Genomic DNA, 16728 nt, shown 5'->3' with positions numbered 1-16728 from the left:
ATGAAAGAACTCGTTTTACCTCTGCCGGATGAGGCAGCGACTGTCGCATTGGGTACCGCCTTGGCCAAGGCGTGCGATCGCGCCAGCGTAATTTACCTTTACGGTGACCTGGGCGCCGGTAAAACCACCTTCAGCCGTGGTTTTTTGCAGGCATTGGGCCACCAGGGCAACGTTAAAAGCCCAACTTATACGCTGGTGGAGCCTTATGCGCTGCAGCCGCTGGCGGTATACCATTTTGATCTGTATCGCTTGGCCGATCCGGAAGAACTCGAATTTATGGGCATTCGCGATTATTTTGCGCAGGATGCCATTTGCCTGGTGGAATGGCCACAGCAGGGGACCGGCGTCTTGCCGGAACCTGATTTGGAGCTGCATCTCAGCTACCAGGATCAGGGGCGCGAAGCAAAAATTCAGGCGGTTTCTGCCTACGGCAGCCAGCTTTTAGACCGTATTCACGGGCCACAGGAATGACGCCGCAATGACGTATGCGTTGAGAAAATTACTCGTAATCGCCCTGATCGCCGTATTGGGGCCTTTGGGTGCAGCCAGTGCGTTGGCCGCATCGTCGTTGTCTGATATTAAAGTCACCAATGCCCAGCGCGAAGCCACGGTATCGGTGAGCTTTACCGGTCCGCCGGACTATGCCTTCTTCCCGTTGCACGGCCCGGACCGCGTGGTATTGGATGTAAACCAGAAAGGCAAGGTGGGCGGTTTACCGTTGAATTTCAGCGGCCAGAACCTGGTGAAAAGCATTCGCTCCAGCGCGCCGAAAGACGCCCAGAGCGTAAGGCTGGTGTTTGATCTGACCCAGCGCGCGAAGACCCGGGTAGCCACACGCCAGAACGGCAGTGTCTATACCGTGGTGTTCACCATCGCCGCCGAGGGCAGCGCAAACACTACAGTACGAAAAGCCCCGACGCCGGCACCGGTGGTCGTGAACCCACCGACGCGTAAAGCCCCGGTGGTGGTGAGTGAGCCTGAACCAGAGCCTGCTCCGGTGCGTAGAGCGCCAAGTGGTTCCAATCCTTTCACCAATAAGCCTACCGTGGTTGCGGGTACCGCATCTGAGGTCACGCCGCGCAGCAGCCGCGTATCCGCCGGTTCCGGCGATCGGGTAGTGGTGGCTATCGATGCCGGTCACGGCGGCCAGGACCCAGGCGCCATTGGCCCGAACGGCCTGAAAGAGAAAAATGTAACTATCGCCATCGCTCGCCGCCTGCAGGCATTGTTGGATGCCGATCCCCAGTTTAAACCGGTATTGACGCGCAACGGCGACTACTTCATCTCGGTGATGGGCCGCTCTGACGTGGCACGTAAGCAAGGCGCTAACGTGTTGGTCTCCATTCACGCTGACGCAGCGCCAAACCGCAGCGCCAACGGGGCTTCGGTTTGGGTTCTGTCCAACCGCCGCGCCAACAGTGAGATGGCCGGCTGGCTGGAACAACATGAGAAGCAGTCCGAGTTGCTGGGCGGTGCGGGTGATTTGCTGGCCAACAGCCAGGCGGATCCTTACCTGAGCCAGGCGGTGCTGGATCTGCAGTTTGGTCACTCACAACGCGTGGGCTACGATGTCGCAGTAAAAGTGTTGCAGCAGTTGCAGAGCGTCGGCTCATTGCATAAACGTCGTCCTGAACACGCCAGCCTTGGCGTGCTGCGTTCGCCGGATATCCCATCCTTGTTGGTGGAAACAGGATTTATCAGTAATAGCACGGAGGAGCGGCTGCTCGGCAGTAGCGCATATCAGGAGAAAATTGCCCGGGCGATCCACAACGGCCTGCGCAGTTATTTCCTGGCGCACCCGCTACAAGCCGACCCAAAGGTGGAAAACCGACCGCTGGACGTCGCAGCGGCGGTTAACTCCTCAACACAAGACGTCAGTCAGCCCGCGCCGGTCGTCAGTTCGGCCGGCAGCAGCCGCATTAGCGGTAAAACGCAGATCCACGTGGTGAAGCGAGCCGAAACGCTTTCCGGGATTGCCGACAGTTATGGCACCACCATGGCGGCGTTGCGTGATCTCAACAAGCTGAAAAAAGACGGCGTGTGGGTCGGCCAGCGCCTTAAAGTGCCGGCGGGTAAAACCGCCGCGACGGTCAGTACGGTCGCCAAGGCAAAACCCAGTGTGAAGAAGCCGTCCAGGCACAAAGTGACCCGCGGTGATACCTTATCCTCCATCGCTACCCGTTACGGTGTCAGCGTCAGCGACCTGAAACGCGTGAATAAACTGAAGTCGGACGTCGCGCCGCTGGATCGGACGCTGACCATTCCGCAGGCCTAGCGCCACTATTAGATAGAGGAGTCAGCATGTCCATCCAGGTGTTACCGCCCCAGCTTGCCAACCAGATTGCCGCCGGTGAAGTGGTCGAACGGCCCGCGTCAGTGGTAAAGGAACTGGTGGAAAACAGTCTGGATGCCGGTGCGACACGCATTGATATTGATATCGAACGCGGCGGTGCCAAGCTGATTCGCATCCGCGATAACGGCTGTGGCATCGGTAAAGACGATCTGGCATTGGCATTGGCGCGTCATGCCACCAGTAAAATCAGCACGCTCGACGATTTGGAAGCCATCGTCAGTCTCGGTTTTCGCGGTGAGGCGTTGGCCAGCATCAGCTCGGTTTCCCGTTTGACGCTCACTTCGCGCACGGCGGAACAAAATGAAGCCTGGCAGGCTTACGCCGAAGGCCGCGACCAGGCGGTGACGGTCAAACCAGCGGCGCATCCGATAGGCAGCACGCTGGAAGTGCTGGATTTGTTCTACAACACCCCGGCGCGGCGCAAATTCATGCGCACCGAGAAAACCGAATTCGGCCATATCGATGAAGTAGTGCGGCGCATTGCGCTGGCGCGTTTCGATGTGGCGATCAACCTCAGCCACAACGGCAAACTGATCCGCCAATATCGCGCAGCGAAAGACGAAAGCCACTATGAGCGCCGCCTGGGCAGCATTTGTGGCCCGGCTTTTTTGCAGCATGCGTTGAACATTTCCTGGCAGCATGGCGATCTGACCATTCGCGGCTGGGTGGCTGATCCTGCCGGGGCGCGTCAATTGGGCGAGATGCAGTATTGCTACGTCAATAGCCGCATGATGCGCGATCGTCTGATCAATCATGCCATCCGCCAGGCCTATCAGGATCAGTTGAAAGACGATCAGCAGCCCGCGTACGTACTGTATCTCGAGGTCGATCCGCATCAGGTAGACGTGAATGTGCACCCGGCCAAGCACGAAGTACGTTTTCATCAGGCGCGGTTGGTACATGACTTTATTTATCAGGCGGTAACTACCGTGCTGCAGCAGGTCGGCAACGCGCCGCTGCCGCTGGACGATGAGCCGGAACAACCGTCGGCGCCAACCTGGCAGCCGGAAAACCGCGTCGCCGCTGGCGGCAACCATTTCTCGCAGCCGGCGCCGCGCCGCGAACCTCAGCCAAGTGAACCGGGCGTCGCCCGCGAGCGTGAACCTCAACCGGCCTACCAGGCAGGCAACGGCTACCAAAAGCGCGAAGGCGAGCTTTACGGCAAACTGATGCAGGCTGCTCCGGTGGTGGAGCCAGCGCCAGAAACGCCGAAAAAACCGCTGTTCCCACCGGTAAAGGCTGAGCGAGAAGTGCCGCTGGACGGCAGCCAGCACAGTTTTGGTCGGGTGCTGATGATCCATCCGCCGTGCTTCGCCCTGATTGAGCGTCGCCAGCAATTGATGTTGCTCAATCTGCCGGTGGCCGAGCGCTGGTTGCGCCAGGCGCAGCTTAATCCGGCTGAAGAAGGCCTGCGGCCGCAGCCGCTGCTGATCCCCATCAAACTGACGCTGAATAAGCAAGAAGCGGCCGCCTGTGTGCGACATCAGCCGTTACTGGTCAAAATGGGATTGGATTTGCAGGCGGATCATGGGCGTGTGACGTTGCGCGCAGTACCTTTACCATTACGCCAACAAAATTTACAAAAACTGATACCCGAACTGTTAGGCTATCTGGCCGAGCATCAGGAGATGTCGCCCCCGGTGTTAGCCACCTGGTTCGCCCGCCACTTGGGCAGCGAACATGAGCAGTGGAACACCTCGCAAGCGATACAATTGCTGACCGACGTTGAACGACTTTGCCCGCAGCTGGTCAAATCACCACCGAGCGGACTTTTACAACCTGTTGATTTACAGGCTGCACTGGCAGCCCTTACGCATGATTGAAACTGAAATGACACCACGTCCCCCGGCTATTTTTATGATGGGGCCGACCGCCTCGGGCAAGACCGCGTTGGCGATCGCGCTGCGTGAACGCCTGCCTGTGGAACTGATCAGCGTGGATTCCGCGCTGATTTATCGCGGCATGGATATCGGCACGGCTAAACCGAGCGCTGAGGAATTGGCGCAGGCACCGCACCGGCTGATTGATATTCGCGATCCTGCCGAAGTTTACTCAGCAGCGGATTTTCGCGCCGATGCACTAAAAGAGATGGCCGCCATTACCGCCGCCGGGCGTATCCCGCTGCTGGTGGGGGGAACCATGCTTTACTTCAAAGCGCTGCTGGAAGGTTTATCGCCGCTGCCGCCTGCCGATCCGGCGGTGCGTGAGCGTATCGAACAGCAGGCTGCGGAGCAGGGTTGGGACGTTTTACACCGTCAGTTGCAAGAGATTGACCCGGTTGCGGCTTTGAGAATTCATCCTAATGATCCGCAGAGACTGTCCAGAGCACTGGAAGTTTTTTTTATTTCGGGTAAAACTTTAACGGAACTGACTAAAATTTCGGGTGAATCGTTGCCGTATCATGTTCACCAATTTGCGATAGCGCCGACCAGCCGTGAGTTGATCCATCAACGCATCGCGCTGCGGTACCATCAAATGTTGGCGGCAGGTTTTGAGACGGAAGCGCGTGCACTTTTTGCACGGGGTGATTTGCATACGGATTTGCCTTCCATTCGCTGTGTCGGTTATCGCCAGATGTGGTCATATTTATCTGGCGAAATTAGTTACGATGAGATGGTTTATCGTGGTATTTGCGCAACACGTCAGTTGGCCAAGCGCCAAATGACCTGGTTACGAGGCTGGAACTCGGTACATTGGCTGGACAGCGAGAAGCCGGGAGAGGCTTTGGACTCGGTAATACAGGTTGTTAGTGCATAGGTCGAGTGATTGTGTACAATTGATGAGTATTCAGCGCGCAAATTTTTTAGGTCGTTTATTTTAGAGCCGACAGGTTCTTAGTTAAAAACAACAAGCAAATAAGGAAAAGATAGAATGGCTAAGGGGCAATCTTTGCAAGATCCGTTCCTGAACGCATTGCGTCGTGAACGTGTTCCGGTTTCTATTTATTTGGTGAATGGTATTAAGCTGCAAGGCCAGATTGAGTCTTTTGACCAGTTTGTCATCCTGTTGAAAAACACGGTGAGCCAGATGGTTTATAAGCACGCTATCTCTACCGTTGTCCCGTCACGCCCGGTTTCGCACCATAGCAATACCCCGAGCGGCGGCACCAGTAACTATCACCATGGTAACAATCCGTCTGCGCAGCAACAGCCGCAGCAGGAAAGCGATGACGCTGAATAAAGCGCGTTGCGAGTCAACCATGAAGGGGAGCATAAGCAGCCGTGGGCTGTTTATGTCCCCCAAACTCACGGGTTCCCGTTTGAGAGGTTGCACGCTTGTTTGACCGTTATGAAGCCGGTGAGCAGGCCGTCCTGGTTCATATCTATTTCTCGCAAGACAAAGACACAGAAGATCTCAGTGAGTTCGAATCCCTGGTGTCCTCTGCGGGTGTCGAAGCTTTGCAAGTGGTGACTGGTAGCCGCAAAGCCCCGCATCCCAAATACTTTGTCGGTGAAGGAAAGGCCGAAGAAATTGCAGACGCGGTAAAAGCCAGTGGCGCATCTGTTGTCCTGTTTGATCACTCCCTTTCTGCAGCGCAGGAGAGAAATCTTGAACGCCTGTGCGAATGCCGAGTGATCGATCGCACCGGGTTGATTCTAGACATCTTTGCCCAGCGCGCCCGTACCCATGAAGGTAAGCTGCAGGTAGAGTTGGCGCAGTTGCGTCATATTGCCACGCGTTTGGTGCGTGGCTGGACCCACCTTGAGCGCCAAAAAGGGGGGATAGGCCTGCGCGGGCCAGGGGAAACCCAATTAGAGACCGACCGTCGTCTGTTGCGCGATCGCATTAGCTTGATTCTACGCCGCCTGGAGCGGGTAGCTAAGCAGCGTGAACAGGGCCGACGTGCGCGTACCCGTGCTGAAGTGCCGACCGTATCGCTGGTAGGGTATACCAACGCCGGAAAATCCACCCTGTTTAACCGAATTACGTCCGCCGATGTCTATGCGGCAGACCAGCTATTTGCCACTTTGGATCCTACCCTGCGGCGCATTGACGTGGCCGATGTGGGCGATACCGTGTTGGCGGATACCGTAGGCTTTATCCGGCACCTGCCGCACGATCTGGTGGCCGCCTTCAAGGCGACGCTGCAAGAAACGCGTCAGGCGTCTTTGCTGTTACATGTAATCGATGCCGCGGATACTCGCGTCGATGAAAACATTGAAGCGGTCAATACCGTGCTGGCAGAGATTGAATCGGATGAGATCCCTACACTTTTAGTGATGAACAAAATAGATATGCTGGATGATTTTGTCCCGCGTATCGACCGCAACGATGAAAACTTACCGATCCGGGTGTGGCTGTCCGCCGCCAGCGGTGAAGGTATCCCGTTGCTGTATCAGGCGTTGACGGAGCGCTTATCGGGGGAAATCGCGCATTATGAGCTGCGCTTACCGCCAGAGGCAGGCCGTCTTCGTAGCCGTTTTTACCAGCTTCAGGCAATTGAAAAAGAGTGGAACGAAGAAGACGGCAGCATTGGCGTGGTGGTACGTATGCCTATCGTCGAATGGCGTCGCCTCTGCAAACAGGAACAGGAACTGATTAACTTTATAGTATGATCATATCCTGTTACATTTGAGCTTCGCGTAAGCCTGAAGTACCCAATCACAGAATATGGAGCTAAAACATGGCGTGGAATCAGCCCGGTAATAACGGACAGGACCGCGACCCGTGGGGGAGCAGCAATAATAATGGCGGCAACTCTGGCGGTAATAACAAAGGCGGTCGTGATCAAGGGCCACCTGATTTGGACGATATCTTCCGCAAACTGAGCAAGAAATTGAGCGGTTTGGGCGGGGGCAAAGGCTCCAACAGCAATAACAGCGGCGGCACCGGCACTTCTGGTCCGGGCCTCAGTGGTCGCATCATTGGCATTGCCGCGGTAGCGGTAGTGGTGATTTGGGCTGCCAGCGGCTTCTACACCATCAAGGAAGCCGAACGTGGTGTTGTGACCCGTTTTGGCAAGTTCAGCCACCTGGTACAGCCAGGTCTGAACTGGAAGCCGACCTTTATCGATGAAGTGCGTCCGGTTAACGTGGAGTCGGTTCGTGAATTGGCGGCGTCTGGCGTGATGCTGACCTCCGACGAGAACGTAGTGCGCGTAGAAATGAACGTGCAGTACCGCGTGACCAACCCGGAAGCCTATCTGTTCAGCGTGACCAATGCCGACGACAGCCTGAGCCAGGCTACCGACAGCGCCCTGCGTGGCGTTATCGGCAAGTACACCATGGACAAGATCCTGACCGAAGGTCGTACTATCGTGCGTAGCGATACCCAACGCGTATTGGAAGAAACTATTCGTCCGTACAACATGGGTATCACGCTGTTGGACGTCAACTTCCAGGCCGCTCGTCCGCCGGAAGAGGTGAAGGCCGCATTTGACGATGCGATTGCCGCACGTGAGAACGAGCAGCAGTACATCCGTGAAGCGGAAGCTTACGCCAACGAAGTTCAGCCACGTGCTAACGGCCAGGCGCAGCGTCTGTTGGAAGATGCTAAAGCGTATAAAGACCGTACCGTCCTGGAAGCTCAGGGTGAGGTTGCTCGCTTTGCCAAGCTGTTGCCGGAATACAAATCGGCACCGCAAATTACCCGTGAGCGTCTGTATATCGAAACCATGGAAAAAGTCCTGAGCCACACCCGCAAGGTGTTGGTGAATGACAAAGGCAACAATCTGATGGTGTTGCCGCTGGATCAAATGCTGCGTGGCCAAACCGGCGCGGCGGCGGACGGCAATAAAGACACCAGCCTGATTCGTCTCAACCCCGCTCCGTCTGCCAACAGCGGCGCCAGCTCAAGCAGCCAGCGCACCAGCAGCGGCTCGGTCATGGACCAGCGCCGGGCAAATGCGCAGCGTGACGACACCACTCGCGTAGGGAGAGAGTAATCAATGCGTAAGTCTTTTGTAGTAATCGTCCTCGCGGTGCTGGTGGCGTTATACGCTTCTTTGTTCGTGGTTCAGGAAGGTCAGCGTGGCATCGTGCTGCGCTTTGGCAAGGTTCTGCGTGACAGCGACAACAAGCCGCTGGTGTATGCGCCAGGCCTGCACTTCAAGATCCCGTTTATTGAATCAGTGAAGACGCTGGATGCGCGTATCCAGACCATGGATAACCAGGCTGACCGCTTTGTGACCAGCGAGAAGAAAGACCTGATTGTCGATTCTTACCTGAAATGGCGTATCAGCGATTTCAGCCGTTACTATCTGGCAACCGGCGGCGGTGATGTTTCACAGGCCGAAGTGCTGCTGAAACGTAAGTTCAGTGACCGTCTGCGTTCCGAGATTGGCCGTCTGGATGTGAAAGACATCGTCACCGACTCGCGCGGTAAGCTGATGTCCGACGTGCGTGATGCATTGAACACCGGTACCGTGGGTGACGATCAAGAAGTCACCACCACCGAAGCCGATGACGCTATCGCCTCTGCAGCGGCGCGTGTTGAGAAGGAAACCACCGGCAACCTGCCGAAGGTTAACCCGAACAGCATGGCGGCGTTGGGTATTGAAGTGATCGACGTGCGTATCAAGCAGATCAACCTGCCGGCGGAAGTGTCTGATGCGATCTACCAGCGTATGCGCGCCGAGCGTGAAGCGGTAGCCCGTCGTCACCGTTCACAGGGTCAGGAAGAAGCCGAGAAGCTGCGTGCGACCGCAGACTACGAAGTGACTCGTACCCTGGCGGAAGCTGAACGTACTGCACGTATCACTCGCGGTGATGGCGATGCCGAAGCGGCCAAACTGTTTGCCAACGCATTCAGCCAGGATCCGGACTTCTACGCCTTTATCCGTAGCCTGCGTGCTTACGAAACCAGCTTCAGCAGCAATAACCAGGACGTGATGGTTCTGAGCCCAGACAGCGATTTCTTCCGCTACATGAAGTCGCCTGACTCCACGCGCAAATAATCACGACAGGTAATTGATCGAGGGCCCGTTTAAACGCGGGCCCTTTCTTTTTGGGAGTTTCTGATGAATTCAACGATCTGGCTGGCGTTAGGGCTGGTTTTGGTGCTGGAAGGCCTGGGGCCGATGCTGTTTCCACAGGCCTGGCGTAAAATGATACTGGCGATGACCCAGTTGCCTGACTCTACCTTACGGCGGTTTGGCGGCGGAATAGTGGTTGCGGGCTGTGTGATCTACTACATGTTGCGTAGTCGCACGGGGGTTTAAAGGTTAGCCTAAAAAATACGCAACTCAACGCTAAAAGTGCTGAAACTCACGAATTACGGTGGTAGAATCCATTTTTAAGCAACCGGTGATTTTTAAAATGGGTAAGAACGTCGTCGTACTGGGCACTCAATGGGGTGACGAAGGTAAGGGCAAGGTCGTAGACCTGCTGACCGAACGGGCTCAATATGTAGTGCGCTATCAAGGTGGTCACAACGCTGGCCATACTCTGGTAATTAACGGTGAAAAAACCGTCCTTCATTTAATTCCTTCAGGCATTCTGCGTGAAAACGTGACCAGCATCATCGGCAACGGTGTAGTTCTGGCGCCAGACGCGTTGATGAAAGAAATGGGTGAACTCGAAGCGCGCGGCATCCCGGTACGCGAACGTCTGTTACTGTCCGAAGCCTGTCCGCTGATCCTGCCTTACCATGTTGCGTTGGATAACGCGCGTGAGAAAGCACGTGGCGCGAAAGCTATCGGTACCACCGGTCGCGGTATCGGCCCGGCTTACGAAGATAAAGTAGCTCGTCGCGGTCTGCGCGTCAGCGACCTGTTCAACAAAGAAACCTTCGCCGTTAAGCTGAAGGAAATTGTTGATTATCATAACTTCCAGTTGGTTAATTACTACAAAGTCGAAGCCGTTGATTACCAGGCGACTCTGGATTACGTGCTGTCTATCGCCGACATCCTGACTGCAATGGTTGTTGACGTTTCTGAACTGTTGGACGGCGCGCGCAAGCGTGGCGATCTGATCATGTTCGAAGGCGCACAGGGCACCCTGCTGGATATCGACCACGGTACCTATCCGTACGTAACCTCTTCCAATACCACTGCTGGCGGCGTTGCTACCGGTTCAGGTATTGGTCCGCGTTACGTGGATTACGTGCTGGGCATCGTGAAAGCCTACTCCACCCGCGTGGGTGCAGGTCCGTTCCCAACCGAACTGTTCGACGAAACTGGCGAATACCTGTGCAAACAGGGTAACGAATTCGGCGCCACTACTGGCCGTCGCCGTCGTACCGGCTGGTTGGATGCCGTAGCGGTTCGCCGCGCAGTGCAGATCAACTCCCTGTCTGGCTTCTGCCTGACCAAGTTGGACGTGCTGGATGGCCTGAAAGAAGTGAAAATCTGTGTGGGCTATCGCATGCCAGATGGCCGCGAAATGACCACCACGCCGCTGGCGGCTGAAGGTTGGGAAGGTATCGAGCCAATCTACGAAAGCATGCCTGGCTGGAGCGACACCACTTTTGGCGTGAAAGAACACAGCAAACTGCCACAGGCAGCGCTGGACTACATCAAGCGCATTGAAGAACTGACTGGCGTACCGGTAGACATTATCTCTACTGGCCCAGACCGTAGCGAAACCATGATCCTGCGCGACCCGTTCGACGCATAATCTGGCTTTGCTGCAATAAAACAAACCGGGCGTGTCCCGGTTTGTTTTTATCCTGATTTTCCCCGATTGCGGTTTCACGTCCAAAAATCCTTTCTTTAACCTGTCCCAGAGCTCGACATGCGCTAAATAATTAGCGGCGAACTCTCTGGCTGGTTTATTATCCAATAAGTAATCTTTTGAATAGTGCCGAAAATCGGCGTATCAGACGGGTAAAATGATACCCAGAGGTAGATGTGCAGTTAACAAGTTTTACTGATTATGGCCTGCGGGCGTTGATCTACATGGCCTCGCTGCCACCGGACAAAATGACCAGCATCTCGGAAGTCACCGAGGTCTACGGCGTGTCCCGAAACCATATGGTAAAGATCATCAATCAGTTAAGCCGGGTTGGGTTTGTCACCGCAGTGCGCGGTAAGAACGGCGGCATCCGTTTAGGCAAACCGGCCGAAACCATTCGCCTCGGCGACGTGGTCAGGGCGCTGGAGCCGCTCTCACTGGTTAATTGCAGCAGTACGTTTTGCCACATAACCCCTGCCTGCCGCCTGAAGCAGGTGCTCCAACAGGGCGTACAGAATTTCCTTGAAGAGCTGGATAACCACACGCTGGCCGATATGGTCGAAGACAATCCATCGCTCTACAAGCTATTGCTTGTCGAATAAAGCGTCGCTGAGAAGACAAGGCTCAGCGGCACCCTGCTGATGACAACGGAGGAACCGCAATGTCACAAGATCCATTCCTGGAACGAGAAGCAGAAAAATATGAATCCCCCATTCCGAGCCGTGAATTTATTTTGGCCCATTTGGCGAAAAGAGAAACGCCGGCCAGCCGCGAAGAGCTGGCCAAAGAGCTGAATTTAACCGGCGAAGAACCCCTGGAAGCGTTACGCCGTCGCCTGCGGGCGATGGAACGTGACGGCCAATTAATCTTTACTCGCCGCCAGTGCTACGCGCTGCCGGAACGTCTGGACCTGCTGCGCGGCACCGTGATCGGCCACCGCGATGGCTTTGGCTTCCTGCGTATCGAAGGCAGTAAAGACGACCTGTATCTGTCAGCTGAACAGATGAAGATGGCGATCCACGGCGACGTAGTGTTGGCGCAGGCCATGGCTGCCGATCGCAAGGGCCGCCGCGAAGCGCGTATCGTCCGTGTGCTGGTGCCGAAAACCAGTCAAATCGTCGGCCGCTTCTTCATGGACGCCGGTACCGGCTTCGTGGTGCCGGATGACAGCCGCCTGAGCTTCGATATCCTGATCCCGGCCGACGCCGTCAGCGGTGCGCGCATGGGCTTTATGGTGGTGGTTGAACTGACCCAGCGCCCAACCCGCCGTACCAAAGCGGTTGGCAAGATTGTCGAGATCCTCGGCGATAAAATGGGGACCAGCATGGCGGTAGATATCGCGCTGCGCACCCATGAAATCCCGCATGTTTGGCCGCCGCAGGTGGAAAAACAGGTAGCCGACCTCAGTGAGCAGGTACCGGAATCCGCCAAAAAAGGCCGCGTCGATCTGCGTAAACTGCCTTTGGTAACGATTGATGGCGAAGATGCCCGCGATTTCGATGACGCAGTCTACTGCGAGAAAAAACGCGGCGGCGGTTGGCGCCTGTGGGTTGCCATTGCCGACGTCAGCTATTACGTGCGTCCGCGCACGGCACTGGATGACGAAGCCCGTAACCGTGGGACTTCAGTGTACTTCCCATCGCAGGTTATTCCGATGCTGCCGGAAGTGCTGTCTAACGGCCTGTGTTCGCTTAACCCGCAGGTAGACCGTCTGTGCATGGTGTGTGAGATGACCATCTCTGCACAAGGGCGCCTGTCGACGGCCAAATTCTATGAAGCGGTCATGAGCTCTCACGCCCGCTTAACGTATAACAAGGTCTGGCATATTCTGCAGGGCGATCAGGAGCTGCGTGAGCATTACCACCCGCTGGTCAAACACCTGGAAGAATTACATGCGATGTACAAGGTGCTGGATCAGGCGCGTGCTGAACGTGGCGGTATCGCTTTCGAAACTGAAGAAGCCAAGTTTATCTTTAACGCCGAACGTCGTATTGAGCGCGTCGAACCTACGGTGCGTAACGATGCTCACAAACTGATCGAAGAGTGCATGATTATGGCGAACGTCGCCGCTGCACGCTTTGTAGAGAAAAATAACGAACCGGCGCTGTTCCGCGTGCACGATCGCCCAAGTGACGATCACATCAGTGCACTGCGCAGCGTGCTGGGCGAGTTGGGCCTGACGCTGGGCGGGGGCAACAAGCCGCAGCCGAAGGACTACGCCACACTGATGGATGAAGTGTCCGAACGTCCTGACCATGAAATGCTGCAAACCATGCTGCTGCGTTCGATGAAGCAGGCGGTTTACGATCCGGAAAACCGCGGCCACTTTGGTCTGGCGCTAGCTTCTTATGGCCACTTCACCTCACCGATCCGCCGTTATCCGGATCTGGCGATGCACCGTGCGATCAAGTACCAACTGGCCAAAGAGCACGGCGAACCGAAAGAGCGCTGGACGCCGACCGGTGGTTGGCACAGCGAATTCGAAGAAATGCTGCAGTTGGGCGAGCACTGTTCGATGGCTGAACGTCGCGCCGATGAAGCGACGCGCAACGTTGCCGACTGGCTGAAATGCGACTTTATGCAGGATCACGTCGGTGAAGTGTTCAGCGGCATTATTGCCAGCGTGACCGGCTTCGGTTTCTTCGTGCGTCTCAACGATCTGTTTATCGACGGCCTGGTGCACGTATCGTCGCTGGATAATGATTATTATCGCTACGATAATATCGGCCAGCGTCTGATTGGCGAATCCTCAGGCGTGGTTTATCGCTTGGGCGACACGGTAGAGATCCGTGTGGAAGCGGTGCATATGGATGAGCGTAAAATTGACTTCGCTCTGGTCTCCAGCACCCGCAAACCACGCGGTGAAGGCAAAACTGAACGCGATCGCGCCAAGAAAGGCGGTCAGCGCACCTTGCGTGATGGCGCAGGCGCAGGCCGCACCTCGTCACCGCGCAAACGCAGGGGCGGCAAACCGCCAGCCAATTTTGAGCCTGACAGCGCCTTCCGCAAGGATGAAGCCAAGCCCGCTGACAAGGTGAAGAAAGACAAAAAGGCGAAAGCCAAGAAAGTGTCCGACAAAACCCGGAAAATAGCGGCGGCGACCAAGGCCAAACGCGCCGGCAAGAAGAAAGGTGCTGAGCAGGCTTAACCTGCCACACGTCATTATCACCGGCAGGCGTTTGCCTGCCGCACAGTAAAAAGAGCATCATGAGCGAAATTATTTACGGTATTCATGCCGTCAAAGCCCTGTTAGACAACGATCCGCAACGTTTCCTGGAAGTGTTTATCCTCAAAGGCCGCGACGATCGTCGGCTACAGCCGTTGATTGCCGAGCTGGAAGCGACCGGCATTGTTATCCAGGTGGCGAACCGCCAGTGGCTGGATGAGAAGGTCGAGGGTGCGGTGCATCAGGGGATCATTGCCCGGGTGCGCGAAGGACGCCAGTATCAGGAAAATGACCTGCCGGCGCTGCTGGAAAGCGTGGATACCCCGTTCCTGCTGGTGCTGGACGGCGTGACCGACCCGCATAACCTCGGTGCCTGCTTGCGCAGCGCCGACGCGGCCGGTGTGCACGCGGTGATTGTCCCGCGCGATCGTTCTGCCCAGTTGAACGCAACGACCAAGAAAGTGGCCTGTGGCGCGGCGGAGAATGTGCCGTTGATTCGCGTCACCAACCTAGCGCGCACCCTGCGATTGTTGCAGGAGATGAACGTCTGGATCGTGGGCACTGCGGGTGAAGCCGACCACACGCTGTTCCAGAGCAAAATGACCGGCCCGATGGCGCTGGTGATGGGGGCGGAAGGCGAAGGTATGCGTCGTCTGACTCGCGAGCACTGCGACGAGCTGATCAGCATTCCGATGGCCGGTACGGTTTCTTCACTAAACGTTTCGGTGGCGACCGGTATCTGCCTGTTTGAAGCGGTGCGTCAACGCAGTTGATTTATCCGTAAGGGCGCAGCTTTTGCGCCCTTAATTCCTTTCTCAATGCCTACCCTGTGATCTCGCCTGCGGCAGAATTCCCCCTGACGACCATAATTACTCCTGACGCTTTTATCAGGGAGCAAGCCAATGGTCTGGAATACACACACCGTTTTTAATCAGCCGAAGCCGCTGGGCAACAGTAATCTGTTCCTGTCCGATACGCCATTGCATGAAGCCATTCAGCGTGAGCAGGCCGGTTGGGATGCGGACGTGCTGGCCTCGCTGGGCCAACAGTTGGGCACTCAGGAGTCGCTGGAGTTGGGGCGGCTGGCCAATGCCAATCCCCCGGAACTGCTGCGCTATGATGCCACCGGCCAGCGATTGGACGACGTCCGTTTTCATCCCGCCTGGCACATCCTGATGCAAGGGCTGATAGCCAACCGGGTGCATAACCTGCCGTGGCAGGAGGACGCCCGAATCGGCTCTTTTGTGGCGCGGGCGGCGCGTTTTGTATTACATGCGCAGGTCGAGGCCGGCACTTTGTGCCCGGTGACCATGACCTTTGGCGCAATTCCTTTGCTGCAGCGCTCGTTGCCTGCGGAGTTCCAGTCCTGGCTAACGCCGCTACTGTCCGATCGTTACGACGCGCATTCATTGCCCGGCGGGCAAAAGCGCGGTTTGCTGATCGGCATGGGAATGACCGAAAAGCAGGGCGGTTCCGATGTGCTGAGTAATACCACCACCGCCAGCCCGCTGGGTGCACGCGGCCCAGGAGAAGCCTACCGTTTGGTCGGCCACAAGTGGTTTTTCTCGGTACCGCAGAGCGATGCGCACCTGGTGCTGGCGCAGACCGAAGGCGGGCTGTCCTGTTTCTTCCTGCCGCGAATTTTGCCTGACGGCACGCGCAATGCCATAAGGTTGGAACGGCTGAAGGATAAGTTGGGCAACAGGTCCAACGCCAGCAGCGAAGTAGAATTCCAGGATGCCAGCGCCTGGCTGGTGGGCGAGGAAGGGGATGGTGTACGACATATCCTGAAAATGGGGAGCCTGACGCGTTTTGACTGCGCACTGGGTAGCCACGGGCTGATGCGGCGCGGACTGTCGGTGGCGTTGTACCATGCTCTGCAGCGGCAGGCGTTTGGTAAGACGCTGATTGAACAACCGATGATGCGGCAGGTGCTGGCGCGAATGGCCCTGCGCCTGGAGGGGCAGACGGCGGCCCTGATGCGTCTGGCGCGTGCTTATGACAGCGCAGGTAGCACGCCCCTGGAGCAGGCGTTATGCCGAGTGATGACGCCTGCGGCGAAGTTTGAAGTCTGCCGGCAAGGCATTCCTTTTATTGCTGAAGCCATGGAGGCGCTGGGCGGCATCGGCTATTGCGAAGAGAGCGAACTGCCGAGGTTGTACCGTGAAATGCCGGTAAACAGCATCTGGGAAGGCTCCGGCAATATTATGTGTCTGGACGTCATGCGCGCCTGGGGCAAGCTGCCGGCGGTGCAGGAGGCTCTGGAGCAGGAACTCGGTGAAGTGAGAGGGCAGAACCGCCATTATGATCACCAATGGCGACGGTTGCTTCAACTGATGCGCAAACCTCAGGAAGAGCAAGGGCGTGCGGTGACCGGCGCCTTGTTTAATCTGTTCGCGGCGGCGCAGCTTCTGCGTTACAGTTCACCGCCGTTGGCGGAAGCCTGGTGTCAAATGATGCTTGATGCCCGTGGTGAGCGGACATTGCCGGAAAGGCTGTGCGAAACGCTGTTTACCCGCGCGATGGGCGGCTAGGGAAAACGGTGGCGCCGCAGCCGGAAAAGCTTTTTAATTCAGCTCTTGGCCCGTAAGGGATAC

14 protein-coding genes are annotated in these 16728 nt (G+C 56.6%); all 14 read left to right on the top strand.

Annotation, left to right across the window (positions count from 1 at the left end; genetic code table 11):
• The 14 genes from tsaE to AAZT04_RS23865 all read left to right on the top strand — a co-directional run bounded on the left by tsaE (window position 1) and on the right by AAZT04_RS23865 (window position 16665).
• A complete protein-coding gene (gene tsaE, locus AAZT04_RS23930; protein ID WP_020824902.1) occupies window positions 1-471 on the top strand; it encodes a tRNA (adenosine(37)-N6)-threonylcarbamoyltransferase complex ATPase subunit type 1 TsaE in 471 nt (156 codons plus the stop codon).
• 7 nt (window positions 472-478) lie between these two features.
• Entirely contained in the window at window positions 479-2275 is a 1797-nt protein-coding gene (amiB, locus tag AAZT04_RS23925) for an N-acetylmuramoyl-L-alanine amidase AmiB (RefSeq protein WP_048762800.1), read from the top strand.
• 26 nt (window positions 2276-2301) lie between these two features.
• A complete protein-coding gene (gene mutL / locus AAZT04_RS23920; RefSeq protein WP_434682065.1) occupies window positions 2302-4176 on the top strand; it encodes a DNA mismatch repair endonuclease MutL in 1875 nt (624 codons plus the stop codon).
• Entirely contained in the window at window positions 4169-5110 is a 942-nt protein-coding gene (gene miaA, locus AAZT04_RS23915; protein ID WP_020824905.1) for a tRNA (adenosine(37)-N6)-dimethylallyltransferase MiaA, read from the top strand. Before mutL ends, miaA begins: the two co-directional genes overlap by 8 nt.
• A 114-nt stretch (window positions 5111-5224) precedes the next feature.
• A complete protein-coding gene (hfq, locus tag AAZT04_RS23910) occupies window positions 5225-5533 on the top strand; it encodes an RNA chaperone Hfq (RefSeq protein ID WP_048762802.1) in 309 nt (102 codons plus the stop codon).
• Between the two features lie 95 nt (window positions 5534-5628).
• Entirely contained in the window at window positions 5629-6909 is a 1281-nt protein-coding gene (gene hflX / locus AAZT04_RS23905) for a ribosome rescue GTPase HflX (protein ID WP_020824906.1), read from the top strand.
• Window positions 6910-6977: 68 nt separating this feature from the next.
• Window positions 6978-8237 (top strand): FtsH protease activity modulator HflK, encoded by a 1260-nt coding sequence (gene hflK, locus AAZT04_RS23900; RefSeq protein WP_020824907.1) that lies wholly within the window; start codon window positions 6978-6980, stop codon window positions 8235-8237.
• Between the two features lie 3 nt (window positions 8238-8240).
• Entirely contained in the window at window positions 8241-9248 is a 1008-nt protein-coding gene (gene hflC, locus AAZT04_RS23895) for a protease modulator HflC (RefSeq protein ID WP_020824908.1), read from the top strand.
• A gap of 63 nt (window positions 9249-9311) precedes the next feature.
• The gene (locus AAZT04_RS23890; protein WP_020824909.1) at window positions 9312-9512 is read left to right on the top strand and encodes a DUF2065 domain-containing protein; all 201 of its coding nucleotides are present in this window, start codon (window positions 9312-9314) and stop codon (window positions 9510-9512) included.
• A gap of 97 nt (window positions 9513-9609) precedes the next feature.
• On the top strand, window positions 9610-10908 hold the full coding sequence (locus tag AAZT04_RS23885; protein ID WP_041415174.1) for an adenylosuccinate synthase: 1299 nt from the start codon (window positions 9610-9612) through the stop codon (window positions 10906-10908).
• Between the two features lie 233 nt (window positions 10909-11141).
• Entirely contained in the window at window positions 11142-11567 is a 426-nt protein-coding gene (nsrR, locus tag AAZT04_RS23880; RefSeq protein WP_020824911.1) for a nitric oxide-sensing transcriptional repressor NsrR, read from the top strand.
• Between the two features lie 59 nt (window positions 11568-11626).
• Window positions 11627-14113, top strand: a complete 2487-nt coding sequence (rnr, locus tag AAZT04_RS23875) for a ribonuclease R (protein WP_020824912.1) — start codon at window positions 11627-11629, stop codon at window positions 14111-14113.
• A 59-nt stretch (window positions 14114-14172) separates the two neighbouring features.
• Entirely contained in the window at window positions 14173-14904 is a 732-nt protein-coding gene (gene rlmB / locus AAZT04_RS23870) for a 23S rRNA (guanosine(2251)-2'-O)-methyltransferase RlmB (RefSeq protein ID WP_434682060.1), read from the top strand.
• A gap of 129 nt (window positions 14905-15033) precedes the next feature.
• Entirely contained in the window at window positions 15034-16665 is a 1632-nt protein-coding gene (locus AAZT04_RS23865) for an isovaleryl-CoA dehydrogenase (RefSeq protein ID WP_434682058.1), read from the top strand.
• Window positions 16666-16728 lie beyond the last annotated feature (63 nt).

Source organism: Serratia sp. Je.1.23.a (assembly GCF_051129805.1).
Classification (GTDB): domain Bacteria; phylum Pseudomonadota; class Gammaproteobacteria; order Enterobacterales; family Enterobacteriaceae; genus Serratia; species Serratia liquefaciens.
This window is presented reverse-complemented; position numbering and strand designations above follow the sequence as displayed.